This is a genomic window from Candidatus Methylacidiphilales bacterium, from assembly GCA_028713655.1.
Lineage (GTDB): Bacteria > Verrucomicrobiota > Verrucomicrobiia > Methylacidiphilales > JAAUTS01 > JAQTNW01.
In genome coordinates this window covers 1-23,728 of the sequence record JAQTNW010000009.1, presented here as the reverse complement: position 1 = coordinate 23,728, position 23,728 = coordinate 1, and the positions used below count along the sequence as shown (strand labels likewise).

24 protein-coding genes are annotated in these 23,728 nt (G+C 57.0%); 16 read left to right on the top strand and 8 right to left on the bottom strand.

The window, feature by feature from the left end; genetic code table 11:
* Window positions 1-15 precede the first annotated feature (15 nt).
* The 3 genes from PHD76_04465 to PHD76_04455 all read left to right on the top strand — a co-directional run bounded on the left by PHD76_04465 (window position 16) and on the right by PHD76_04455 (window position 2,694).
* Complete coding sequence (locus PHD76_04465) at window positions 16-1,107, top strand: Gfo/Idh/MocA family oxidoreductase (protein ID MDD5261083.1); 1,092 nt, start codon at window positions 16-18, stop codon at window positions 1,105-1,107.
* A 4-nt stretch (window positions 1,108-1,111) separates the two neighbouring features.
* Window positions 1,112-1,477 carry a cupin domain-containing protein gene (locus PHD76_04460; GenBank protein MDD5261082.1) on the top strand — a complete coding sequence of 122 codons (366 nt, stop codon included), beginning with the start codon at window positions 1,112-1,114 and terminating at the stop codon, window positions 1,475-1,477.
* A gap of 122 nt (window positions 1,478-1,599) precedes the next feature.
* Complete coding sequence (locus PHD76_04455) at window positions 1,600-2,694, top strand: Gfo/Idh/MocA family oxidoreductase (protein ID MDD5261081.1); 1,095 nt, start codon at window positions 1,600-1,602, stop codon at window positions 2,692-2,694.
* Between the two features lie 74 nt (window positions 2,695-2,768).
* On the opposite strand, the gene PHD76_04450 is transcribed toward PHD76_04455, so the two are convergent.
* Window positions 2,769-3,095, bottom strand: coding sequence for a hypothetical protein (locus PHD76_04450; protein MDD5261080.1), 327 nt, complete (start codon window positions 3,093-3,095; stop codon window positions 2,769-2,771).
* 388 nt (window positions 3,096-3,483) lie between these two features.
* Window positions 3,484-3,846 carry an RNA-binding protein gene (locus PHD76_04445; GenBank protein ID MDD5261079.1) on the bottom strand — a complete coding sequence of 121 codons (363 nt, stop codon included), beginning with the start codon at window positions 3,844-3,846 and terminating at the stop codon, window positions 3,484-3,486.
* A gap of 463 nt (window positions 3,847-4,309) precedes the next feature.
* Here PHD76_04445 and PHD76_04440 point away from each other — a divergent pair, with 463 nt between their 5' ends.
* Window positions 4,310-4,939, top strand: a complete 630-nt coding sequence (locus PHD76_04440; GenBank protein MDD5261078.1) for an aquaporin — start codon at window positions 4,310-4,312, stop codon at window positions 4,937-4,939.
* 159 nt (window positions 4,940-5,098) lie between these two features.
* Here the strand turns inward: PHD76_04440 and PHD76_04435 are convergent, their stop codons facing one another.
* From PHD76_04435 to PHD76_04410, 6 genes are all read right to left on the bottom strand, one after another.
* Window positions 5,099-6,100, bottom strand: coding sequence for an MBL fold metallo-hydrolase (locus PHD76_04435; GenBank protein ID MDD5261077.1), 1,002 nt, complete (start codon window positions 6,098-6,100; stop codon window positions 5,099-5,101).
* 72 nt (window positions 6,101-6,172) lie between these two features.
* Complete coding sequence (locus tag PHD76_04430; GenBank protein MDD5261076.1) at window positions 6,173-7,870, bottom strand: SpoIIE family protein phosphatase; 1,698 nt, start codon at window positions 7,868-7,870, stop codon at window positions 6,173-6,175.
* Window positions 7,871-8,112: 242 nt separating this feature from the next.
* On the bottom strand, window positions 8,113-8,931 hold the full coding sequence (locus PHD76_04425; GenBank protein MDD5261075.1) for an MlaD family protein: 819 nt from the start codon (window positions 8,929-8,931) through the stop codon (window positions 8,113-8,115).
* Between the two features lie 16 nt (window positions 8,932-8,947).
* A complete protein-coding gene (locus PHD76_04420; GenBank protein MDD5261074.1) occupies window positions 8,948-9,787 on the bottom strand; it encodes an ABC transporter ATP-binding protein in 840 nt (279 codons plus the stop codon).
* A gap of 1 nt (window position 9,788) precedes the next feature.
* Window positions 9,789-10,526, bottom strand: a complete 738-nt coding sequence (locus tag PHD76_04415) for an ABC transporter permease (protein ID MDD5261073.1) — start codon at window positions 10,524-10,526, stop codon at window positions 9,789-9,791.
* Between the two features lie 12 nt (window positions 10,527-10,538).
* Complete coding sequence (locus PHD76_04410; GenBank protein MDD5261072.1) at window positions 10,539-10,880, bottom strand: STAS domain-containing protein; 342 nt, start codon at window positions 10,878-10,880, stop codon at window positions 10,539-10,541.
* A gap of 642 nt (window positions 10,881-11,522) precedes the next feature.
* Between PHD76_04410 and PHD76_04405 the strand changes: the two genes are divergently transcribed.
* The 12 genes from PHD76_04405 to PHD76_04350 form a co-directional block, all read left to right on the top strand.
* Entirely contained in the window at window positions 11,523-12,005 is a 483-nt protein-coding gene (locus PHD76_04405; GenBank protein MDD5261071.1) for a cyclic nucleotide-binding domain-containing protein, read from the top strand.
* Window positions 12,002-13,186 carry an AI-2E family transporter gene (locus tag PHD76_04400; protein ID MDD5261070.1) on the top strand — a complete coding sequence of 395 codons (1,185 nt, stop codon included), beginning with the start codon at window positions 12,002-12,004 and terminating at the stop codon, window positions 13,184-13,186. The genes PHD76_04405 and PHD76_04400 overlap by 4 nt, the downstream gene beginning before the upstream one ends.
* A 243-nt stretch (window positions 13,187-13,429) precedes the next feature.
* Window positions 13,430-13,738, top strand: coding sequence for a DUF883 family protein (locus PHD76_04395; protein MDD5261069.1), 309 nt, complete (start codon window positions 13,430-13,432; stop codon window positions 13,736-13,738).
* A 55-nt stretch (window positions 13,739-13,793) separates the two neighbouring features.
* Complete coding sequence (locus PHD76_04390; protein ID MDD5261068.1) at window positions 13,794-14,129, top strand: phage holin family protein; 336 nt, start codon at window positions 13,794-13,796, stop codon at window positions 14,127-14,129.
* Entirely contained in the window at window positions 14,114-14,470 is a 357-nt protein-coding gene (locus PHD76_04385) for a hypothetical protein (protein MDD5261067.1), read from the top strand. Before PHD76_04390 ends, PHD76_04385 begins: the two co-directional genes overlap by 16 nt.
* 280 nt (window positions 14,471-14,750) lie before the next feature.
* A complete protein-coding gene (locus PHD76_04380) occupies window positions 14,751-15,800 on the top strand; it encodes an alcohol dehydrogenase catalytic domain-containing protein (GenBank protein ID MDD5261066.1) in 1,050 nt (349 codons plus the stop codon).
* The gene (locus PHD76_04375) at window positions 15,797-16,783 is read left to right on the top strand and encodes a Gfo/Idh/MocA family oxidoreductase (GenBank protein MDD5261065.1); all 987 of its coding nucleotides are present in this window, start codon (window positions 15,797-15,799) and stop codon (window positions 16,781-16,783) included. Before PHD76_04380 ends, PHD76_04375 begins: the two co-directional genes overlap by 4 nt.
* Before the next feature lie 253 nt (window positions 16,784-17,036).
* Window positions 17,037-17,861, top strand: a complete 825-nt coding sequence (locus PHD76_04370) for a PEP-CTERM sorting domain-containing protein (GenBank protein MDD5261064.1) — start codon at window positions 17,037-17,039, stop codon at window positions 17,859-17,861.
* A 317-nt stretch (window positions 17,862-18,178) separates the two neighbouring features.
* Window positions 18,179-19,882 (top strand): endo-1,4-beta-xylanase, encoded by a 1,704-nt coding sequence (locus PHD76_04365; GenBank protein ID MDD5261063.1) that lies wholly within the window; start codon window positions 18,179-18,181, stop codon window positions 19,880-19,882.
* Window positions 19,883-20,021: 139 nt separating this feature from the next.
* On the top strand, window positions 20,022-20,921 hold the full coding sequence (locus PHD76_04360) for an alpha/beta hydrolase (protein MDD5261062.1): 900 nt from the start codon (window positions 20,022-20,024) through the stop codon (window positions 20,919-20,921).
* 80 nt (window positions 20,922-21,001) lie between these two features.
* Window positions 21,002-22,867, top strand: coding sequence for a DUF4038 domain-containing protein (locus PHD76_04355; GenBank protein ID MDD5261061.1), 1,866 nt, complete (start codon window positions 21,002-21,004; stop codon window positions 22,865-22,867).
* Window positions 22,868-22,964: 97 nt separating this feature from the next.
* Window positions 22,965-23,728: hypothetical protein (locus PHD76_04350; GenBank protein ID MDD5261060.1), on the top strand; the 764-nt coding region annotated here is incomplete at its 3' end.

The following is a 23,728-nucleotide window of genomic DNA, read 5'->3' as shown; positions in this document are numbered from 1 at the left end:
GAAAGGAACCATGCCATGAGTTACCAACGGGATTTCCAAAACAGACTGAACGTAGGAGTGGTGGGCGTCGGATCCCACTGCTACCGCAACATTCTTCCGGCGCTGCATTATTTGCCCGTGCGCGTGCAGGCGTTCTGCGACGTGAATCTCGAGTTGGCGCAGCGTACTGCGGGTGAGTACGGTGTGAGCCGATGCTATGCCTCCAACGCTGAAATGTACCGCAATGAAAAGCTCGATGTGGTGATCCTCTGCGTCGGCCCCGCGCAACATCCCGTTCTCGCGTGCGAGGCATTTGCAGCCGGTTTGCATGTGTGGATGGAAAAGCCTGCTGCGATGCGGCTCACGCAAATCGAGGAGATGTTGCGAAAGCGCGGCGACCGGGTGGCCGTTGTGGGTTTCAAAAAGGTGTTCATGCCTGCGGTTGAAAAGTTCCGCGAGATTCTGGCCCAGGAGAAACACCAGCCGTTGCGTTCGATTCTGGCGCAGTATCCGGTCGTGGTGCCGGCCGACGGTCCGGCCGTCCTGCGCGAGGGACGATTTACCAACTGGCTGGGCAATGGATGTCATCCGCTGTCGTTCATGATTGCGTTGGGAGGCGCGGTTGAGGCGGTGACGGTGCATCACGGACGCCATGACACCTCAGTAGTCATTTTGGAGTTCTCAGGAGGCGCGATTGGAACTTTGCATGCTGTGAGCGGCGGCCGTTTTCAACCCCATGAGATGTACACCGTCTATGCCAATGACGCGAATCTGGTGCTCGATAATTGCCTGCGAATCACTTATCAGCGTGGCGCCAGGCTTGAGTATGGCGTATCGACCTCCTACGCGCCGGGCGGTTTTGAGCAGGGCGCCATTGTCTGGGAGCCGCAGAACACTCTCTCAACGCTGGAGAACGTCTCGCTGATGACCCAGGGCGTCTATGGCAGTCTGCGGTCTTTTTGCGATCAGGTGCAGGGCGGCCCACGTCGGCACGACGGCTCGCTGGAGTTTGCCCGCGACGTGGTTGCGGTCTATGAGGCGGCGCTTTTGTCGGAAGGAAAGCGGGTGGAATTACATGAGATGTTTTATGACGCCACCGCAAATCCGCCCGGGAAGGCAAAGTCATAACACTATGAAAACAGACATCCGACTTCTCACATATCCACAAGCCACAAAAAGCGACTTCGACTGGGGGAACCTGACCTGGTTTGCCGGGCTGTCGTTAGGCAACTCAACGGAAATGACCGTCGGCCGCTGCATTCTCAAGCCCGGACAGGGCAACCCGCGGCATTACCACCCGAATTGCACTGAAATTCTCGTGGTCATCCAGGGACGGATTGAACATACCGGTCCTGGTGGGGAAAAAGCGCAAATGAACGAGGGCGATACCGTGACCGTCCCGCCCAACATCTGGCATCACGCCACAAATATAGGAGAAACCGAGGCGGTTTTGTTCATCGCGTTTTCCTCGGCGGACCGTCAAACGGTCGGTGAATAAAGGCCATCGCCATTGTTATGAATCAACCCGTTTACGTTCTGGGCGCCTGCAGACCGGGCGGAACACCCAGGGTGCCTGTTTCGACCGTGGCGATTTTGGCAGAACCTTACCAAGGAGCATAAATGAACAAATTTAATATTCTGTATAACTACGAATACCCGGCAAAATTAAAAACGGCCTTCATTGGCTGCGGCGGCCACGCCTGCCGCAATGTCTTCCCGACCTTTCAGTATGCGCCTGTAAACCTGACTGCCGTGTGCGATCTGGATGCAAAGCGCGCAACGGATTGCGCGAAAATTTTCGGCGCTGAATCGGCTTATACGGACCACCGCGAAATGCTGGCGAAGGAAAAACCGGACCTGGTTTTCATCGTCACAAATTACGACGAATATGGGCGCCCCCGTTATCCGAAACTGGCCATCGATTGCATGCGGGCCGGCGCTCATGCCTGGATCGAAAAGCCGCCCGCGGCTTCCTCGTCCGAGGTGGAGGAGATGATGCGCGTCAGCCGGGAAACCGGGCGCCACACCGGCGTCGGGTTCAAAAAAATGTTTTTTCCGGCCAACCAAAAAATCAAGGAAATCATCAGCCGTCCCGAGTTTGGCCGGGTGACTTCCATCACGGCGCGTTACCCCCAGGATCTGCCGCCGTTTGAAGACCGCGCCGATGCAAAAAAAATGGCGGGGTTTCTCGATCACATGGTACATCCTCATTCCCTGTTGAGATTCCTGTGCGGCGATCTCGATTGGATTTTCACCAACCGCAACACCGTCAACGGCGCGGCATCGGTTTCCCTGCGCTTTAAGAGCGGCGCCGTGGGCAATTTGACGTTCAGCGCCGGGCAATCCACGGGTTCCTTTCTGGAAAGGACCGAGGTGATTGGCGAAGGCGAAAATGTCGTGCTGGAAAACAACCTGCGCCTGACTCATTATCGCAAGGCGTCACAGCAAGCCGATTACGGACGGTCGGGGGATTATTTCAACTTGTTTGCGGACGAAAATGCGCCGCGACATTGGGAGCCGGAATTTTCGCTGGGCCAGCCTCATAACAAAGCTCTCTTCCTGCTGGGCTACGCGCCGGAAGTCATCCATTTCACCACCCGCCTGCTGGAAGGTAAAGGACCGGAATGGGGCACCTTGGAAGACGCACTCGAACTCCTGCGCATCTACGAAGCCTATATCCAGCCCGATGAAACGATTCAACACATCCTCCATTAAAACCAGACAATCACATGTCAACCGGCACGGAGACGTGCCTGCGCATAAATCCGCCCAACCTTGCGAAAGAAAAATTAAAATTCAAACCCGATAAGGCTCATGCCGCCAAACGGCTTGGTGTCATCCAGCGGGTTCGCAGGGCGGGGATCCAGTGAGGCGCTCCGGGTCAGAATTTTCTCCCCAATGCCCAAGTTCATCGGAGCCAGCGGGCTGAAAACCTGCAGCCCGTGTTCCGACATCATGATAATGACGCCAGAAGCCCTGGGCTTCAAAACTTCCTCGTGCCTGGCTTCGGGTACCTGCTTCAGCATGGGGATTTTCTTGGAGGGCGCGTTGAAATCGGACGCTTGCGCTCCGGCGGCCATCAGGAGAATCCCAAGTATGAGGCAATTCCTTTTCATGGGATAAATATGAAACATCAGGGACCAAAGTCAACCCGGTTACCCCTGAAAAGACACGAAAGGGGACAAGAAGCCTGAACCACGGATAAACACGGATGGACACAGATAAATGAGGGGAACGACAGAATACTTTTAGTAAACCACGAAACACACGAAAATCACGGACAAGAAATAAATAGAGCATCTGCTTCGAATCCTTCTTTTCGCGGTTAAAAATTTGTTCGCCCTCCGTGCTTGTGGCTCCATGCGAGAAAAGCACCGGGCTGGCTGTAAAACGATGCAAGAAAATCCCGCCATCCGCCCTTTCGGACGAATAACGGGATTTAATTAAAAACCCAGCAGCGAATCCGCGGAAAGGCGGTTCGCAGGTTCAAGCTTGAACCGGGGTTTAGCGACGTCCACCGCGACCGAAATCGCGTTTGCCACCACGGCCACCGCCGCCGCCGCCGCCACCGAAACCGCGGCCACCACCACCACCACCGCCGCCGCCGAAGCTGCGGGGTTCAGGAGGACGGGCCTCATTGACCGTCAGGGTGCGGCCCTGGAAATCTTTTCCGTCGAGCGCTTCAATGGCTGCCTTGGCGCCTTCGGCGTCAGCCATCGTGACAAAGGCAAAGCCGCGAGGGCGCGCGGTAACGCGGTCGAGGACGACATGCACTTCGCTGACGGCCCCGTGTTGTGTAAACAGATCCTGGAGATCGGTTTCTGTGACTTGGAACGCAAGGTTCCCGACATATAATTTTGTACTCATAGTGATGATGACTTTCTATTCTTAGCTGGTGGTGCGTTTTGCGGGATAAGCCGCGATAACCAAACCGCGGCCGCGCATGGTTATGCGCGGGTTAAATCTTATTTAAGCAAGCCGGACCATGATTCTTTTACTGCGAATGCGGCCTGACACTGTTCCCGGTTATCGGGTTTCAAATCATCACCCACTGAGGGGACCTGACGACTTTCCAGAATCTGAAGCGATACAATCGACTAAGTTCAGAAGGATGAGGACTTTGCCGAAAATCGCAAGGTTAAAACGCGGGAGTTGTGTAACAATTCGGCGTACAAGGACAGCCCTCTGGCTGCTTCAGACACAAGGACTTGTGAATTATTTTGTTATCCCTGGGCATGGGTTTGAGCAGGCAGTGCATTAGTTGCGCGGCTTTTCCTATCTTGACTGCTTATCCCAGGCCCGACTAAATTTTTAAGAACACCCAGTACTTATGAAAAAATATTTAACCGAAGCTCTTGGAACGTTTTTCCTGGTTTTTACCGTGGGTAATACTGTCATGAACCCCGGCGCAACCTCAATGGCCCCCCTGGCCATTGGCGCCGCCCTGATGATCATGGTTTATGCGGGTGGTCACATTTCCGGCGGACACTACAATCCGGCGGTGAGCCTCGCGGTTTATTTGCGGGGCAAGCTTAACGCTTCCGAGGTGCCGGGTTATATGGCATCCCAGTTGCTGGGTGCTGTGGCGGCCGCCCTGGTTGTGCAGTTCATCAAAGGCAACCCCTCGGTTGAAGCCAGTCATCCTGAAATCGGACCGTCGTTGCTCGCCGAATTTCTCGGCACCTTCGCTTTGGCCTTTGTCGTGTTGAACGTCGCCACGGCAAAAGCCACGGCCGGTAATTCGTTTTATGGGCTTGCCATTGGCTCGACTGTCATGGTGATGGCCTTTGCCGTCGGCGGTGTTTCCGGCGGCGCCTTTAATCCTGCGGTTGCGCTGGGCATCACGGTCATGGGCTTGAGCGCTTCGAGCAGCATCTGGATTTATCTTGTGGCCAATTTTCTCGGCGGCGCGGCGGCGGCCTATGCCTTCAAATATCTCTGCCCCAATCAGGGGGATTAAGACGCTGGGAACATTTTTGACAGATACCCAGGGTAGGCTCTCGCTGACTCGCGCCAACCCTGGGCTGAAAGACGCAACCGCGTTGCGGTAAGCCATAACTCGTGTTCATTTCCGCTCAAAACTCTCGCGATCGATGACGATTTTGCCCGCAAATCGGGTTTATAGCTCGAGCACCATGCCTTGGGCTGCCGCCTGGACTTCGATGCCCAGATCCTTGCCCATGACGCGAGCCCGTTTTTCCATGTCTGCCACCTTGCTGTCGTCGTGCAACGGGTCGTGATGGTGCATGACAAGCCGTTTGACGCCCGCGGCCTTGGCTTCTCGCAGGCCCCATTCATACGTGGAATGTCCCCAGCCTTTTCGGCTATATCCGTTGGCGTCGGCGTATTCTTCCGGTGAGTACTGGCAATCGTATATCAGGACATCCGCATTTTTGGCCAGAAATTGCATGTTAGGATTCACGGCGTCCAGATGTTCCGTGTCGGTGGCGAAGGCGAGGACTTTTACCGCCTGGCCCGGACGGTGTTCCTCGATGCGGTAGCCGAAACAGCCTCCGGGATGATTGAGCGGGGCGGAGAAAACCTTGACCAGTCCGAGCGGGCCCTGGATTTCCACTTTTGCGCGCTCCGGCAGGTCGCGAAAGATCATCTCGGCGGGCATGTCATTGAGCTGGACCGGGAAGTTCAGGTCATTCTGCTGGCCGCGCAACGCCTTTTCGAGAATGCTGCCGACGAAATCCGGTGATATGCCCAGGTGCGGGCCGTACAAGTCAAAGCGGTTTCCTTTTTGAAAACCGGGGATGAAAAATGGGAACCCCTGGATATGGTCCCAATGTACATGGCTGAAAAAGAAGGTGGCCTGGATGGGAGCGGTTTCCTTGGCCATTTCCAGGCCCAAAAGCCGGAGGCCGGACCCGGCGTCCAGAATCACGCGATGGCCCGCGCAATCCACGGAAATGCAGGTGGTGTCCCCGCCGTATTGGCTGGTGACGAACGAACTGGTGCTGGGCGTGGGAATGCTGCCGCGGGTTCCCCAGAATGTGATTTTCAAGCTGCTTTCTCCGTTGCTGATTTCGTATTCATCCCAAAATTTTGGAGTGCGTCCGCCGCGGCGGACGCTTTGCATGGAGGACATGTTGCCCGTAATAAAAAGCGGCGGCATGCCGCCGCAGTCCAAAAGCCTTGGGCGTCCCGCCCAAGCCACGAGGCCGCAGAGCTCTTGAAAAAAGGGACATCACATGATTTTCTTTCTCAAGGTCAATAGGGTTCCAACCTGCTGCGGCTCGTAGGTCACTTCCCCAAAGACCTTGTGCAACAGCACCACGCCCAAGCCGCCGGGCCGCAAATCTTCCAGTTTCCTGCCCTGGACTTTGGAGGGATCGACCGGTGTGCCGTGGTCGCGGATTTGGATGACAAGCTGATTGTTGTCGATGGAAACATGATAGTCAATCGGCCCCGGCTTGCCGCCGTATGCGTAGCGGAATACATTGGTGGTCGCCTCATCTGCTGCCAGAACGATCTGCCCGATGGTGATGTCGTCAAACCCGGCGTATTTCGCCCAGTCCTCGATAAACGTGCGCGCGGTGCAGAGGTTCTCGGTCTGGCAACTGATCGCGAGGTCGTTTGCCGGGGCGTTGCCGCGCCAGTCCAGCATGAGCAGGGAGGCGTCATCGTGCGGCTCGGCTTTGCCGACGAAATCCTTCCATCCTTCGATGGCCTGGTCAAAGGTATGGGCTCCGCTGAGGCCCAGGGGCAGCCGTTTCAGAAAGTGTTCCTCGGTGAATTCCTCGCCGGCCTCATTTCGCGCTTCGGTGATGCCGTCCGAGAACAAGACCCAGATTTGGCCGGGTTTGAGGGCCAGGGTTTCCGATTTGTAGGGGTACCCGGAAAGGATGCCGATGGGGAGCTGGGAGGGGATGGCCGGACGGTTCCAACGTGCGGCGTCCGACCAGACAGGCGGGTATTGGCCCGCGGCGCAGATTTGCATTGTGGAACTGCGGCTGTCGCAGAGCAAAAAGGTCATGCCGATAAAACGCCCGGCGCTCAGTTCTTCCGCTACTATAGTGTTAAGCGAGGAGACCCAGGCCCCCAGGTCGTCCTTGAGCCCGCCGGCAAGGCCTTTGATTTCCGCCGTGGCGCGGGACATGGTCAGCGCGGCGGGGATGCCCTTGCCGGTCACATCACCCAATCCCATCAGGGTGCGGTTCTCGTCCAGCGGGTGGACAAAATAGAAATCGCCCCCGATTTGGCGCGCGGGGAAGTAACCGACGCGGACCTGGCATGTGTTCAGAATCCGCAGCGGGGGCGGGAGGAAAGACTGTTGGATTTCGCGGGCCAGGTCGAGCTCCTGCCGGGCGCGGGCTTCGGACATTTCGCGCGACTGGTTTTCCAGGCGCAACAGTGTGCCGGCGATGAGGCTGGCGAAGCCCTCGAAGATCTCGAGATCGAGGTCGTCAAAGTAAGGACGGTCGATGGAGTTGAGCGCCTGCACGACGCCGAGGCAACGGTCGCCCGTGAGCAGGGGCACGGTGATCATGGAGCGGGTGACAAAGCCGGTGTCACTATCAGCTTTGCGGTAGAAGCGCGGATCGTTCTGGACATCATGGATGTTGATGCTCTTGCGGTGTTCAAAGACGTGCCCGGAGATGCCCGCTCCGCGGGGCACGCGGATTTCGGTCATTTTGCGTTTGGGTTCGCCGTTGGCGTCCGTTTCGCCGGTCCACTGCTGGGCGGGGTCGCCGGCGGCCGCATGGAGCACAAGCTCGCCGGTGGCGGGGTCGTCCATGAAAACCGATATGGCTTCGGCGGCCATGACTTCCCGCGAGGAGGCCAGGATTTGGCTGAGGATGGCGTTGACGTCCATCGCCGAATTGAGTCGGCGGGCGGCTTCAATCAGGGCTTTGTAACGCAGGACCTCGGGTGCGGAACTCATGGGCGCAGGTTGGGGTTATGCTGCCTGGATCGGATTTTCCCGGAGAGCGGGCGTCCCGCCCGCTCTGTTGGGCATCTTGCCCAACAGTCCTGCATCTGTAAAAAATCCATAAAAATGATCGAGAGGCAGGATGCCTCTCTGAGCAGGCGGGACGCCCGCGCTCCCATTCCGGTCTGTCATGTTTCTCATCTGTGTAGATTTGCGCCCGTTGTGTACAGTTGAGACTTTTGAATTTTTGCCGCCTATTCCTTGGGCATGGTTGCCGGGATGGGCTTGTCTGCTTTTAGAATTTCAGCTTCCGAGGGAAGTTCGTTGGGCGTTGTGCCCCAGACAATCCGCCACGGTTTGTGGGCCAGCGTTCCACTCAGCGTCTTGGCGTAGGTGGAGACCACCTTCATGTTTTGCATGACAACCCGCAAATCCTGGATCCCCTGATCCATGTCGTGTTCGTGTTCCTTGAGAACCACGTTGAGTTGTTTGACAAGTGTATCGGCATTTTTTGCGAGCATATCGGCGTTATCGAGCATCGAACTGATCTTCGCCGGCAGATCGCTGTGATCGTTTTGCAATTTGTCCAGAATGTCATTCAGCCGGGTCAGAGAATTCATGCCCGCGCGCGAAAGGTCGTCGAAGCTGGCAACATCGCGGCAGAGCAAAGGCTGGTTGGGCGGGAGATTCCGGGCTTCGGGCGAGCCGGGAGAGATATCCAGGAATTTTTCCGCCAGAATGGTGTCCGAATTGATGGAGGCGATGGAATCCTCTTTGAGATCCGGCATGGGGCCTGTGATTTTGACCATGATCCGCACGGCGTATTTCGGATTGGCGCGTTCGTTCCAGGCCAGCGGCTTGATGCTCATGACCTTGCCGACATGGGCGCCCGCATAACGCACCTGCGAGTTTTCGCGCAAGCCGATGACCGAGGGCATATCGACCAGGATGATTTTTCCGCCGGACTTGCTTTCCCAGCCGGTGAGGGCGATGGTCAGGGCTGTCAGCAGCACGGCGCTGCAACCGATGACGGCGGCGGCGATGATATAATCGGAGAGGTTTTTATTTTTCATGGTTCGGGTTCCGGTTTCAGCCTATGAGTCTCTTGATATAGTCGTCCTTCGATAGTTTCAAGGGAATTGGGCCATCCGGTTCGCCCCGGATGAATTGCTGGAGCATGGGATCGGGATGATTCCGGATTTCATCGGGGGTGCCTTCGGCGATGATTTTACCCTGCAACGGGCCGGTGCCGAGCATGATCATGCGGGTGGCGATCCGGAAGGCGCTGGTCATGTCGTGCGAAACCACGAGGGCGGTCATGCCCAGGTTTTTTGTAAGGTCCATGGTGAGCTTGTCCACGACGGCGGTCATGACGGGGTCGAGACCGGAGGTGGGCTCGTCGCTGAAAAGCAATTCCGGGTCGAGGGCCACGGCGCGGGCCAGGCCGACGCGTTTGCGCATGCCGCCGCTGATTTCAGCAGGCTTGAGATTTTCAAAGCCGGTGAGGCCGACCAGTTCGAGTTTCATTTTTACAATCAGGTCGATGATATTCTCCTCGATCTTGCTGTGCTCGCGCAGCGGCAGCGCCACATTTTCCCCGACGGTGAGGGACTGGAGCAGCGCTCCGAACTGGAAATTCACGCCGAAACGGCGGCGGATTTTGTCGATCTCCGGCCCGGGCAATCCGACGATTTCCTGCCCGAAGATTTTGATGGAGCCGGAGGTGGGTTTGAGGGATCCGGTGATATGGCGCAGGAGCGTGCTTTTGCCGCAGCCGCTGCCGCCCATGATGATGAGGGTGTCGCCTTTATAGACCTTGAAACTGATGCCGTTGAGCACGGCGCGGTTGCCGAATTTCCGGACCAGGTCGGTGACTTCGATCACCGGCTCGTTGGCTCCTGGCGGAGAAGAGTTGGCTTGGGTTTTCATGTCAGGCAAAGAAAAAGATTCCGGTCAAAAGGGCGTTGGCGATGAGCATGGCCAGCAGGGAATAGACGACGGAATGCGTCGTGGATTGCCCCACGCCCTCCGCGCCGTTTTCGACGGTCAGGCCGCAATGGCAGGCCAGGGTGATGATGAGCCAGGCAAAGACAAAACTTTTGATCAGGCCGCTGTAGGGGTCAAACAGATGCACACGGTCCAGGGAGCGGAAGATGTAGGTGGCGGTGTCCATGTCGAGCGTGTAATGGCAGATCGTCCAACTGCCGACCATGCCGATGTAGTTTCCGAACACGGTGAGCACGGGCAGCATGATGAGCATGGCGAGAAAGCGCGGAACGATGAGGAAGCGGACGGGATTGATGGCCATGACGTGCAGGGCCTCGATTTCCTCCGAGACCTTCATGGTGCCGAGCTCGGCCGTGACGGCGGAACCGCTGCGTCCGATGACAATGACGGCGATCAGCATGGGGCCCAGTTCGCGCAGGAGCGTGAGCGAGACCAGGTCCGGGACGTAATTGTCGGCGCCGAGCCGGCCCATTTCGCGGGCGGCTTCCATGGCAAGGGTCAGGCCGACGCTGAACGCCGTGAGGCTGGCCATGGGCAACGCCTGCACGCCGATGCGGATGATTTGGTGAAAAGTTTGCGGGATGCTGAATGGCTTGCCGCGAAACGGCGCAATGAAGAGCCAGTAAAGGATTTGAGCGTTGAGCTGGAAGTATTCCTTCACAGTCGGCAAAGCTCAGGTTTTTCCCAAGGCGCTCCGGGCTTCGTCCAAGGTGACGTAAATGGGAAACACCTCCCCAAGCCGCACGAGATCGAAGACGCTCTTGACGCGGGGTGAAAGGGCGGCGAGCCCGATTTTCCCGGAAAAATTGCGGCAGCCTTGGTAGTATTCGACCAGAGTGGCCAGGCCGGAGGAATCGATGTAGTTGACCTCCGTGAAATTAATCAGGAGACAAGGGCATTTGACGGCGATTTTTGACTGGAGAACGGCGCGGAGTTTGGGCGAGTGATGCAGGTCCACATCGCCCTTCAGGTGCAGGATAGCCAGGGTGCCTTCCACCGTTTCGTCGAAAATCATCCCCTTCCGTTACCAACGAAGCCCATCCGAGGGAAGCTTTTTATTTGGGAATCGGAGGCACAGGACTCTGGATTGCCGCGTCGTCGGGCCATGCCCTCCTCCTCGCAATGATGGGGGCTGCCGGGACGCGGTTGCCCACGCGCGTCATCACGAGAAACCAAACCTTTCAAAAAAGCTGTTTTGAGCGGGAATGAACTGGAGGCCTACCCCGAAAGCTTTCGGGGTAGCGTCCTGCAGCCCAGGGTTGGCACGAGTCTGCGAGGGCCTGCCCTGGGTATCTGTCAAAATAGTCCCCAACTCTGAAAGAGTTGTGGCAGAGGGGCTTGCGCGAGAGGCGGCCGGAACCACTTTCAGGGTTCGGGATGATTTTTTGATTTTACCCAGGGTAGATCCTCGACAAGCTCGGATCAACCCTGGGCTGAAGGACGAAACGCCGTTGGCGTTTTAGCTAACATTCTACATTCCAATATCTTGTCCAATCTGTTCATAGCCCGGATGTTTCACACGCTCCTGCAAACCCCTGCAAAGTGCCCTGTCGAAAGACCGGGCAAAAACAGAGGAGTACCCACATCCGGGCTAATAACCGTAAGTTCAGCCATTTTCGACGTTGCCAATGGGGCCAAAGCACGGGTAGATAGAGGCGTGGGACTTTTTGGCAAGAACAACGAAGCGGCATCCGAGCGGCTGGCGGTCCTGAGAAAGGTAGCCCTCTTTTCCACCCTGAAGACCCAGGAACTCAAGTGGGTGGAACATATCCTGCACGAACGGAATTACATCGCCGAGGAGGTCATTTTTGACGAAGGGGACGAGGGCCTCGGAATGTATATCGTGGTTGAGGGCGAAGTAAAAATCCAGCGCAAGGGCGCGAGTGGCAAAAGCGAATTGGCTCGCCTCGGCCCGGGCAGTTATTTTGGTGAAATGGCCTTGCTGGAAGGATTCCCGCGCATGGCCTCGGCCGTGGCGGCCGCCGACACCCGCCTTCTCGTGTTTTTCCGGCCTGAATTTATGAGCATTCTTGAAACACACGGCCACACCGGGGCCAAGCTCAGCCTCCAACTCGCGCGGTTGAATTGCGCGCGCCTGAGGGAAAGCAGCACGCCGTTGTTCCCCGGCAGCTACACTTGAAAACGTCCGTCACAGGGTTGGAGCATCCGGCTGTCTGGCTGTGCGTGATCGGAGGGACGCTGGCCATCCTCTTTTTGCTGGATCTGGTCTGGTGGGTTTCGCTGCCGCTTGTTTTGGCCGTGGTTTTTTATTATCTCAGCCAGCCGTTTCTCGAAATGCTGATGCGCCGGGGATTGAGCCACGACAAGGCGCTGTATGTTTTTTTGGCAATGGTTTCGCTGGCGGTATTGTTTCTGATTCCGCTGGTTTTGCCCTGGCTGACAACGCAGATTTATCTTTTGCAGGACCAGTTGCCGGGTTGCCTGACCCGTCTCGAGGAAATGATCAACAGTTTCCTGCGGGACCTGGAAGGCAGGCATGCCTGGCTGGCGGACGCCCATGTGGCTGAAACAATCAGCCAGAAGCTGATGGACCTTAAGGAAAACTTCATCAAGGAAAACCTGTCCGGCGTGGTGAAATATTTCATTTCGTGGATCCCGTCGCTTCTCCTGGTCCCGTACCTGACTTTTTTCATCCTGAAAGACGCGGGTACATGCAAGCGACTTGTTATGCGCGGCGTGCCGAACGCGTTTTTTGAGAAGGTGTTGCTCCTGTTTGACCGGGTGGACCGCCAGATGAAACGGTACTTCCGCGGACTGATTGCCCTGACGGTTCTGGATACCGTTACGCTGGCTCTGGGGCTTTGGCTGCTTGGATTGCCCTTCGGTTTGTTTGGCTTTCGGCAGGCTGTTTTTCTCGGGTTGTTGTGCGCAATGTTTGCCTGGGTCCCCTTTGCCGGTTCCGTGCTGGGATGCATTTTGGTCGCGCTGATCAGCGTGGCCCAGGCCCCGGACCAACTGTTTTATTTTTCCGGCGCGATCGGCGTGCCGGCCAACCGGCTGTTGTTTGTCGGGTCGATTTGCCTGTTCCTGGTGGTGCGGATGTTGGACGACTTTCTCTATACGCCCCTGACCGTCGGACGTTCCCTCAGTGCGCATCCCTTGCTGACGGTGTTGATGATTTTTGCGGGCGGGGTGATCGGAGGGGCCACGGGATTGCTGCTGGCGATGCCGGTGCTGGGGGTGGCGATGGTTTTAGGCGAAATTTTCGGCCAGGTATGGTTCGACGGGCGTTTGCGCGCGCGCTATGAGCACGCCCTGCAGCTCCGCCGCCGCGAATCCCGACGGGACTTGTTTTCCTAGATTGAAAAAATTGAACCGCGGATAAACGCGGATGAACGCAGATGGGAAATAGCCCGGAACAAATCGTGTGTTGTTTGCTTTAACCTGCGTTGACTTCCATCAGTGGTTATCTGTGTCCATCCGTGGTTCAATCCCGGTTCCAATTTTTGCGGTTTTTGCCTCTGGGGTGCTGCGTTAAAACTTTCTTGGATGAAAACACTCTAGCACTTGCGTACAAGCCTGTTTTCTGGTTGGATGGTTGGCATGAGCGAAACTGTCATTACCAAAGAGAAACTTGTGGACGATGTTAAAGAAGTCATCAGCGATGCCGAAGCCCTGATTCGGGCCACCGCCGGCGACTTGAGCGTCAAGGCCAAGGAAGCCCGCGTCAAACTGTCGGAAAAAGTCGGCGTGGCCAAGGAACGCCTCCAGCAGATTGAAGGCGTTGTGCGCGAAAAAGCCATCGAGGGCGCGAAGGAAACCGATCGTTTGATCCGTGAACATCCCTATGAATCCCTCGGCATCGCTTTCGGCCTCGGGCTGTTGATCGGCATTCTTGTAAACCGGAAATAACATGCCGGACGCCGCAGCAGGGGGTGGCGGAATTTTTTCCTCCGCCAAACGTCTTATGTCCCGTCTCCTCGGAATCGTGGAGACGCGGGTGGATCTTTTTGCGCTGGAACTCCAGGAAGAGAAACTGCGCCTCGTACAAGTTTTGATCTGGGCCTCGGCGACGGTGTTTCTGGCCGCCGCCTCCCTCATTATGCTGACGCTCCTGGTGCTGCTTGCATTCTGGCATGATCCGGAACAACGCTTCATCGCGGTCGTGGTCATCTTTCTCCTCTATTTGCTGGGTTCGATTTATTCAGGCATTTCGCTCAACAAACGCCTGAAGCGCGAGGCCATGCCGTTCGCGGAAACCCTCGGCCAGTTGAAAAAGGACCGGGCATGCTGCAAGGATTGACAGAAATCCGGCTCCGCAAGGCGCGCCTGGTTCAGGACAGCGAATTGCAGCGCGCCGGACTGGTGGCCGAAGTCGAGTATCTCAACAAACAACTTGGCTGGGTTCAAACGGGGCGGGCGCTGGCATCGCGTATGGGTCCGGCCCTGCTCGTCCTGATTCCATTGGGCGGGCTTTTTGCCGTTACCGGTTTGGGCAAAAAAATTCATCTGGGCGGCTTGGCCGACAAAGCGGTCGGCCTTTGGCGTATCGTGAACAAGGCCCAATCCTATTACAGGGGATTCCAGGCCGCGCGCGGAATGATCATGGCGCGGCTGCAGCAGGCCAGGTCCGACGGCGTCTGAGTCGGTTTTGCAAGAGCCTGCATAGGCCCAGCGCGTGTCTTTCCGCTGTTAGGTCCCGGCGCTAACGGGTTGACCATTGAAATGAGTATGAAATATGCAGACCACTAGTTGTTTCAACCTGTGGGATGGCTGTGACAAAGAATCTCAAAACATCAGCAGCCAAAACTCATGGATTGTAAGTCTCTCCCGGCCAATCATGGCGGGATCAACCTATGTCGGAACGAGATACCGAAACCCATTCCGGCCCGGTTAAATCGCAAAAAAATTCAAGGAATTTAAAATGAGCAACCCAATACCTTCCGCCTGCAAGGTCCCGCTTTTTGTCGGGAACAAACAAATCAAATTCGGGGAAAAAGCGGTTCCGACTCCCGGACCTGGCCAGCTCCTGCTCCGCGTTCACGCCAATGCCTTGTGCGGTTCTGAACGGCCCCAGTTTTTTGACGGCAGGCTTGCAGACGGCTCGCCGACAGCCACACCCGGCCACGAGGCGGCCGGCACCGTCGTTGCTGCCGGGTCGGGGACCCGGACGGCCGTGGGCACAAGCGGTGTGGTGTTCCTGATGGATTTCTGCGGAGAATGCCGCTCCTGCCGGCTCGGTTTCACCAACCAGTGTTTGCAGAAGCGCGGCGACATGGGTTTCAATCGCGACGGCGGATACGGCCAATATGAGTTGGTTCATGAAAGCATTTTCTTTCCCGTCCCGGACGAATTCTCGGCAACCGAGGCGACCTTGCTGCTCGACATCATGGGCACGGGCGGCCATGCGATTGAGCGCTGCCAGATGGTCCGTCCGGACATCGAGTCGCTGATCGTTCTCGGCGCCGGGCCGATCGGCCTGGGAGTGCTGGCCATGGCCAAGATCATCCTGGGCCGCCAGGTGAAGGTTTTCGTCACCGACATCATTCCGTATCGCCTTAAAATGGTGGAACAGCTTGGCGGGGTGCCTATCAATGTGAAGGAAACTCCGTTGGCATCGGGACTGAAAGCCCAGGGCACGGAACATCCCGACATGGCCGTCGATACGACCGGGAAACAGGCGGCGCGCGAGGATGGTCTTCGGGCACTCGGCCAGCGCGGCTCCCTCATTTGTGTGGGGCATGGCGAGGGGATCGCGCTGAAAATTTCACCCGACATCATTGCGCCGGAACGGAGCGTGGTGGGAAGCGAGTATTTCCGATTCGACGAACTCCCGGCGAATCTGCGGCGCTTGACGCAACATCGCGCCTACCTCAACCAGATCATCACCCACCGGATGGGTGTTGACGAGATCCAACACGCCTTCGAGATCTTCTTCCAGGGAGAAACAGGCAAAGTCATCATCGAACAATGAACACCAGGAAACTCAAGGTCTGTGTCGTCGGCGCAGGCGGCTGGGGCCGCCAGCATGCCCGCGTCTTTTCGCAACGGCCCGACGTCGAACTCTGCGCCATCGCGGGCCGCAGCCCGGAAAAGACAAAGACCCGCGCCGACGAATTCGGCGTGCGCCCGTACACCAACGTCACGGAAATGCTGGAGAAGGAAAAGCCCGATTTCGTCAGCCTGAGCCTTCCGAACCTCGAACATTTCAAGGCCACCATGGAAGTCATCCAGGCGGGGTATCCGTTGCTGGTGGAAAAACCCTTTGCCTTCGAAATGAAGGAAGCGGAGCAGATGCTGGCGGCGGCGGCGGAACGGAATCTTTTTTTCGCGATCAACTTCAACCACCGCTACGCGAAGGCCATCCGGCTCGCCCGTGAAGCCATCGGGAAAGGCCGCCTTGGCAAAATCATTCATGCCGCGTGGCGCTTTGGCGGCGAGGCCAATATCAGCACGCATCCCCACGCGAACCTGATTGAAACGCAGTGCCACGGCTTCGACCAACTCGAGCACCTTTGCGGGCCGATCCGTTCGGTGATGTCTGAAATGACAAACCTAACCGGCGGCGGTTATCGCACGGTGGTTCTTGCGCTGACCTTCGCCGAGGGCGCGGTTGGAAGCATGGTCGGGACCTACGATTCTTCCTACGCCTATAAAAACACCCATTTGCTGGAGATCAACGGCACGAAGGGACGGATCATGATCCACGACACCGTCCAGCGATTCACTTTTCAGGCGGTCGGCAATGAAACCGCCGAAGTCTGGGAGGCGGGATATTTCAACGATTACGACCGGGAATTTAACCGGACCTTTGATTTGCATCTCGACGCGATCCTTCAGGCCTTTCGGCGCGGCGATCCGCCGCCCATCCATGCGCAGGCTGGACGCCGGGCGCTTCAACTCGCCTGGGCCGCGGTGGAGTCGTTTGAATCGGGAAAAAGAGTGCTGACCGCCTGACGAGAGCGCGGATCACGATCGATTCCGGGGCGGGTCTTCCGCCAGTGTGACATCCACTTTTCCGGCATTCCGGCTGCCTTTCCCAGGTGTTTATTGTGCGCGATCGCTCATTTGAAGAAAAGGATCAACTTAATCTTAAGTTAAAAATTTATTGCTTCGGAGCATTGCTTGAGTCACAATTCTTGCGACATAAGAAACCCAAACTAAAGTCAGCTTCCAAACACCCGGAGAACCTTAACCCGTCAAAAACCATATGAAAACCAAGCTCGGATTCATTCCCGCGTTCATTCTATCGACAGTCGTGTGGGCCTTGCTGCCCGCATCTGCCGGGGCGCAAGTCGCAGTCGATAGCGTTACCGCTTCACCCACTCTTAACGAATATACCGCCGCCACCGCCACCAGCGGTTCCTGGAGCCATACGGTATCGGGATCCAACACCTATCTGCTCGTTGGGTTGGCTTCGTGGAACGGCGATGTTAGTCCTGCTGACCCATTTACCAATATTACTCTTGCCTACAATGGCGTGGCCATGACGTTCTTGGGCGATTCATTTAATGGAGACAGCGTTGCCCTCTGGGGGTTGGCAAATCCGACATCTGGAACGCATAATGTTACGTGGAATAATTCCGGGGCTGCGCTTGAAGAGCTGGGCGGCGGGTCCATATCGTTTACCGGCGTGGGCTCCGTGGGTTCCTATGTTCCTCAAAACGTTTTCGGTGGTGGCTCCAATGGCAACCCCGGCAATAACTTCAACTTGACACTTGGTGCCGGCGATATGGGTGTGGATATTCTTTATGCTAATAACGCACATACGCAGTCCGCAGGGCAAACGACCCAGTTGGACAACCTTTTCATAACTCCTGGTCCTACTTGGGGTGATAATGCATGGGCCGCGATGAGCACCAATAACAATGGCGGCGTTGCCGGCACGGTGACGTTTGGTTGGACTGATGGTGATGGGCACGGGGGAATTGCGCTGGTCGCGGCGGTTCCCGAGCCGTCCAGCCTCGCCCTGTTTGGCTTGGGCACATTGAGCCTGCTGGCGCTACGGCGAGTTGCGCGTAACTTTAAAGGGTAACGCGGGATAAGACAAATAGTCTGGCGCGGGACGCTAATTTGAGCGTCCCGTATTTCGTTTTGACGGTTACGCCGCGTTCGTCCTCGCGAGGCCCAATCCCCTCTATCAAGAGAGGCGGAAAGGTCGCCGCGGCGACCGCTTCCGGGTGTGTGCGTATTTCTTCTGGATTGCCGCGCCGCTACGCTCCTCGTCCGCCGCGGCGGAGGCGCTCCAAGATTCCCCATAACTTTAAATGCGGTTGCACGGTGATAGGGTTGGACAAGTGAACACGCTTCTCCTAGATTTGGTCAACACAAGCACCAGGAAATAGATAAACCATGAAAACCAAGACATCACTCGGAACGATTGCAGCCGCCATTCTCATACTGATCGCCCCTGTCAGCCGGGCGGCGGACAACCCGAACCAGGTTCCCGGCGCGCCCACGAGCCCGTGGGGCTTTGGCGGCGGCGACTGGAATCTGGAGGCCGACATCCAGATGGAGGCAATCGGCTGCCATGAAAATCGCACCACCTTTACCAACTGGGAACGCGTCGAACCCGAGCCGGGCAAGTGGAATTTCGAGCAGATGGACGCCAACCTGAAATATTTGGAAGAGCACAAAATCAGGACCGGAGGCTGGTTCTTCGGCTCTGGATGGGTCAATGGGAAGCGCACAGGGGGATTTCCGGTCCGTGATCTTTCCGGCTGGTCCAAATACGTCACTGAAGTCGTCAAACACGCCAACGGGCGGATCAAGTCCTGGGAAGTGTGGAACGAACCGCCCAACGGCGGGGTCAACCGCAAGACAGCGGTGCAGGATTATCCCAAAATCATGCAAGCCGCCTACAATGCCGCCCATGCCGCCGACCCCACATGTCTGGTCGGCATCGCCGCGGCATCGAACAACGTCAACTTCCTGGACCGGGTGATCAAAGGCGGGGCCAATGGGTATTTCGACTACATCACGGTGCATCCGTACGAGTTGTTAGGTACCGTTTTGGACAACAACGGCTCCGAAGCGGTCTTCATGAGCATCGTCCCCACCCTGCGCAAAATGCTGGCCGAGCGCGATCCGAACAGGATCAACTGCCCCATTGTCTTTACCGAGCTTGGCTGCGACTTCAAAAGACAAGGCGGCGCGATCCAGGGCCAGGGGCTGGTCAAGGCTTATACGCTGGGCATCGCCCAGGGCGTCACCTGCATCCACTGGTTCATGGCCCGGGACGCAAAAGGGGGGAGTATCGACAGCGGAATGGGAATCATCGCCGGTGATGGCACCCCGCGCCCGGCCTTCATTGGTTTGGGGAACATGATCAAATACCTCGGCCAAAATCCCACCTATCTGGGCCTGGTGTTGTTTCACGAGCGCGAATACGGCTTCGTCTTTCAAGGCGCTGAAGGTCCGGTTCTTCTGACCTGGGCGCCCAAGGGCGACCCGGCGCATGTCGATTTCGGACAGGAAGTGCGCATCATCGATCCCCTGACCGGCCAGGAAACCAAAGCCAGCACCTACGACCTGACCGTGGCGCCCGTCATTGTGCTCGATGTTCCCGAGAAGCTCGTGGCCGAGGCCAAGGCCGCCAAAGGCAAACCCTTCCCGTGGGGGGGCGACTACACCGACGCCAAGTCCGTGTCGATCACCATGGGCGAGCATAATATCGAAAAAGGCCTGCATACCAAGGCCGGCGATGCCATCGCCAAGGACGTCATCGCCTACGGCAATGGGGCGCGGCCCGGCGATATTGGCGACAGCGTGACATTCATGGTTGATCCCAATTTCCTTTCCTACACCACCGTCCCGATCGAGATCAGCGCGGTCGTCCGCCGCGATCCAAACAATTCGCCGGCCGAGATCAAGTTGACCTACGAGTCCACATCCGAATTCAAGACGCTGCCGCCAGAGGACGTGCCCGACAACAAGAACTGGCACACCCTGAAATGGCGGATCGACGACGCTCAGTTTGTCAGCATCTGGGGGTTCAGCTTCCGTTTCAATAACGGCCCGTATTACGTCCAGAGCGTGACTGTGACGAAGTTATAGGCGGTGTCTTGATTTGAAGAAACGCTACACTACCGAGACAACAGTGGCAATGGATGAGACGCTGACACCTTACAAACGAGGTGCCGCACCCAAAATCAAGAAGTCAGCACCGTGAAAATCAATCACCAACGGAGTCGCCATGACTGCGAGCACAGCTAAAAACGAAGCACAACCCCCACCTTGGAAGGAAGATGTCGCCTATGGGGAACATCCCTTGCAAAAGCTTGATATTTTCAAACCGGATGGGCCGGGGCCTTTCCCCTTCGCCATGGACATCCATGCGGGCGGCTGGCAGAGCGGCGACAAGAAGTACGGCCACGGCAGCGACAACGCCAAGCGCCTTCTCGATGCCGGCGTGGCGCTCGTCTTCATCAACTATCGATTTGTGGAAGACGCCAACAAGGACGGACTGTATCCGCCGATCAAGGGTCCCTTTTACGACACGCGGCGCGCGTTGCAATTCACGAGGTATCACGCGAAGGAATGGGGTCTTGATCCGAAACGCGTCGCGCTGACGGGAGAATCAGCGGGATGCTTGAACGCCTTGTGGCTTGCCTTGTCCCCGGATATGGCCAAGCCAACTTCGCCTGATCCCGTGGAACGGATGTCAACCCGCGTGACGGCGGTTGGAATAGGCGGCGCCACGACCACGATCGACCCCGAGCAAATGCGGGAGTGGGTCGGGCCGGAGTTTCCGGGCTGCGGCCAGATCGTCGGATTGCCGGAATTTGATTTCGATGCTTTCCTGAAGAAGCGGCCGGAACTGGAAAAATACTTCGACACACTTTCGCCGCCGCGACTGCTCAGCAAAGACGCACCTCCCATCTACATTTATTACAGTCATGATCTCAACAAGCCCGAAAAGGAAAAGGACCAGAATTTTTATATTCACAGTCCCGCTTTCGGTGTTGGTTTCCAAAAACTGGCGAGGGAGAAAGGGGTCGAATGTCATATTGCCTGGAAAAACCATCCCGCGGAAGGATTCAACGGGGACATGGCGGACTTCAACATTCGGCACCTGACGCAGAAAGTAACATAAGTCATATCCACCTTCCCGACACCAAGTAGTATCATTACAAGGATCGGCAAAGCGTCAAGACCCTTGGAGGAGAGAACCGCATGAACCATACTTCCCGACGTTCGTTCCTGAAGACGGTGGGAGCCGCCTCGCTCGCGCTGGTGCCCCCGCTTTTTTCCGGGTGTTCCGCCAGGACCGACGGCAGCGCGGGCCAGACTCCGTCGCGGCAAAATCCATCCGGCATTAATCACCAACCTCTTGAGCTGACGTTCGTCTCGACCAAACAGTACCACGACCCCTACAACGAGGCGACGGTTGACGTTGTGGTAAGCGACTCGCAAGGGAAGCAGCAAGTTGTTCCGGCGTTCTGGGCGGGAGGACAAACGTGGAAAATGCGTTATGCCTCGCGTGTACCGGGACGGTACACCTACCGTGTGATTTGCAGTGACACGGCAAATTCAAGCCTGCACGGCAAGTCGGGAACGATGGAGTTCTCCCCTTACAAAGGAACCAACCCGCTGTTCCTTCACGGGCCGGTGCGCGTGAGTAACGACCTTCGCCACTTTGAACATGAGGACGGGACTCCTTTCTTCTGGCTGGGCGACACATGGTGGTTTGGGCTTTGCAAGCGTTTCGGCTGGCCGTCCGATTTCCATGCCCTGACTGAAGACCGCAGAAAGAAGGGGTACACAGTCATTCAGATTACCTCCGGATTGAATCCCGAGGACTCGGGGGGCGGCGCGCCTCCATTCGATCCCCGCAGCATGAATGAGGCGGGTTACGCATGGGAAGACAACTACGCCCGCATAAACCCCAAATACTTCGACCTTGCCGATCAGCGCATCCAATATCTGGTGGAAAACGGGTTGCTGCCCTGCGTCGTGGGCGCCTGGGGCTATCATCTTCCTGCAATGGGCGTCGAGAAGATGAACCAGCATTGGAGGTATCTGATTGCCAGGTGGGGCGCCCTGCCCGTCGTTTGGTGCCTGGCCGGCGAGCTTACGATGCCTTACTGGCCGCCCCGGACCGCGCACGAACTGGAAGATCTTAAAAAGCGCGGCCTGACCATCACTGACCGCAGGAAGCAGGACTCTGCGTTTCAAAAACATGGCTGGACGGAGGTGGCGCGGTACGTTCGTCAAACCGATCCGTATCGCCGTTTGTTTACGGTACATCCACGAGGCATGCAAAGCGGGAGGGAGCAGATCGAGGAGCCGGCCCTCCTGGATTTCGAAATGCTGCAGGCCAGTCACGATGAGTGGTGGGGCATGCCGGGTTCGATTGAGTTACTCAAGCAAGGCTTGCAGGCTGCTCCCAAGATGCCGGTCCTGATCGGGGAGATTGTCTATGAAGGGTTGCAGGAGCACAATCGGCAGGATGTTGTACGATTTGCGTTTTGGACTGCGATGCTGACCGGCGCGGCGGGCCATACTTATGGGGCCGGGGGTATTTTCGAGATGGAGTCCGCCCGTGAGCCTTATGGACTTACCCCGGATGGCGACTGGCATTCGTATCTGGATCCTTCATGGGATGTGGCGGCTCAATTTCCAGGAGCACAGCAGGTCGCCTGGGGAAAACAACTGTTGTCCCAGTTTGAGTGGTGGCGTCTTGAGCCCCATCCCGAATGGGTGGAACCCCATGCTTCGCAGGAAAACATCAGAGCGCCCTATGCCGCGGCCATCCCCGGTGAACTCTACGTCGTTTATCTCCCCATATTGTTGAACGACAGGGAATCGTTGCATCAGTGGAAATCTCCTGTTTTGTCGAAACTCGATCCGAAAGTGACATACGACGCTTTCTGGTTTTGTCCCTCCACGGCGAAGGAAGAACCCATCAGCACGGTTCAGGTTGGCGCGGAGGGAACCTGGGCGCCCCCGGTCCCTGAAGAAATGGTGGACTGGGTCCTGGTAGTGGCGAAGCGGGGAATGAGGAAATCCAGTCCGCAAATAAAGGGCAAGTACCTCTAACAAAACCACTCTAAAGGAGCAAACTTGCAATCGCATGATTAATCTACATATTTCATGCCTGTCATCTGCATATCAATCACTCGGAAAACATAAACCCATGAAAAAACATGCAATCGCATCGCTAACGCTGCTAAGTCTGATACTGATCACCGGTGCCGCCCCGGCGGCGGATCAACCGGCACAGACCGAGCCGATGCCGGGCGCCACAGCCGTCACGAGCCAGGCCTTCGGAGCGGCCGGTACAGGCGCCGCGCAGACCCCAAGCGGTGTTGATCTGAAGGGCTACAAGCTGGTCTGGTCCGATGAGTTCAACGAGGTGAGTTGGACGGATGTCAGCCCCAAGACATCGGCCAAGTGGTTTTCCAAGCCCTCGGTGGGAGGCAAGTACATTGGATTTCAGATCCATGACAATGAATCGATGGCCATCAAGGACGGAATCCTGGTCAACACCCTCCAGTTCAAGTCCAAGGCCGACGTTACCGGCAGCCGTTGCGCCGGGCCTGTGGGTATGAAAAACGATTCCGGCGCTGAGCTCATCTCGGTCGAGAAACTCGGCGCAGCCATCAAAAGCGACAAACGCCTCACCTGGGGTGGGGCCGGCTGGGTCGGGATGAAGTTCACAACCCCGGCGGGCGGTCTGACCGTCAGCGAACTGGGACTATACAACATCGCCGGCAACAGTGACCAGCATGAGATTCGCATTTTCGACGCCGCAACGGGCGACGATGTGGCCAAGTCGATCGTCAAACTCAAAGGCCAGCCGGCCGGCTGGGTGTATGCACCCATCGTCGGCGGCAAAAAGATCCTCGCGGGCAATCACACCTATTGCCTGATGTACTTGACGTTCTGGCAAGATTCGAG

Excerpts from the sequence above, each read along its gene's own strand:
- PHD76_04355 (MDD5261061.1), top strand. The coding sequence starts at position 21,002 with ATGAACCATACTTCCCGACGTTCGTTCCTGAAGACGGTGGGAGCCGCC.
- PHD76_04375 (MDD5261065.1), top strand. The coding sequence starts at position 15,797 with ATGAACACCAGGAAACTCAAGGTCTGTGTCGTCGGCGCAGGCGGCTGG.
- PHD76_04365 (MDD5261063.1), top strand. The coding sequence starts at position 18,179 with ATGAAAACCAAGACATCACTCGGAACGATTGCAGCCGCCATTCTCATA.
- PHD76_04455 (MDD5261081.1), top strand. The coding sequence starts at position 1,600 with ATGAACAAATTTAATATTCTGTATAACTACGAATACCCGGCAAAATTA.
- PHD76_04395 (MDD5261069.1), top strand. The coding sequence starts at position 13,430 with ATGAGCGAAACTGTCATTACCAAAGAGAAACTTGTGGACGATGTTAAA.
- PHD76_04430 (MDD5261076.1), bottom strand. The coding sequence starts at position 7,870 with ATGAGTTCCGCACCCGAGGTCCTGCGTTACAAAGCCCTGATTGAAGCC.
- PHD76_04435 (MDD5261077.1), bottom strand. The coding sequence starts at position 6,100 with ATGCCGCCGCTTTTTATTACGGGCAACATGTCCTCCATGCAAAGCGTC.
- PHD76_04460 (MDD5261082.1), top strand. The coding sequence starts at position 1,112 with ATGAAAACAGACATCCGACTTCTCACATATCCACAAGCCACAAAAAGC.
- PHD76_04440 (MDD5261078.1), top strand. The coding sequence starts at position 4,310 with ATGAAAAAATATTTAACCGAAGCTCTTGGAACGTTTTTCCTGGTTTTT.
- PHD76_04360 (MDD5261062.1), top strand. The coding sequence starts at position 20,022 with ATGACTGCGAGCACAGCTAAAAACGAAGCACAACCCCCACCTTGGAAG.
- PHD76_04420 (MDD5261074.1), bottom strand. The coding sequence starts at position 9,787 with ATGAAAACCCAAGCCAACTCTTCTCCGCCAGGAGCCAACGAGCCGGTG.
- PHD76_04410 (MDD5261072.1), bottom strand. The coding sequence starts at position 10,880 with ATGATTTTCGACGAAACGGTGGAAGGCACCCTGGCTATCCTGCACCTG.
- PHD76_04390 (MDD5261068.1), top strand. The coding sequence starts at position 13,794 with ATGTCCCGTCTCCTCGGAATCGTGGAGACGCGGGTGGATCTTTTTGCG.
- PHD76_04450 (MDD5261080.1), bottom strand. The coding sequence starts at position 3,095 with ATGAAAAGGAATTGCCTCATACTTGGGATTCTCCTGATGGCCGCCGGA.
- PHD76_04370 (MDD5261064.1), top strand. The coding sequence starts at position 17,037 with ATGAAAACCAAGCTCGGATTCATTCCCGCGTTCATTCTATCGACAGTC.
- PHD76_04465 (MDD5261083.1), top strand. The coding sequence starts at position 16 with ATGAGTTACCAACGGGATTTCCAAAACAGACTGAACGTAGGAGTGGTG.
- PHD76_04380 (MDD5261066.1), top strand. The coding sequence starts at position 14,751 with ATGAGCAACCCAATACCTTCCGCCTGCAAGGTCCCGCTTTTTGTCGGG.
- PHD76_04385 (MDD5261067.1), top strand. The coding sequence starts at position 14,114 with ATGCTGCAAGGATTGACAGAAATCCGGCTCCGCAAGGCGCGCCTGGTT.
- PHD76_04425 (MDD5261075.1), bottom strand. The coding sequence starts at position 8,931 with ATGAAAAATAAAAACCTCTCCGATTATATCATCGCCGCCGCCGTCATC.
- PHD76_04445 (MDD5261079.1), bottom strand. The coding sequence starts at position 3,846 with ATGAGTACAAAATTATATGTCGGGAACCTTGCGTTCCAAGTCACAGAA.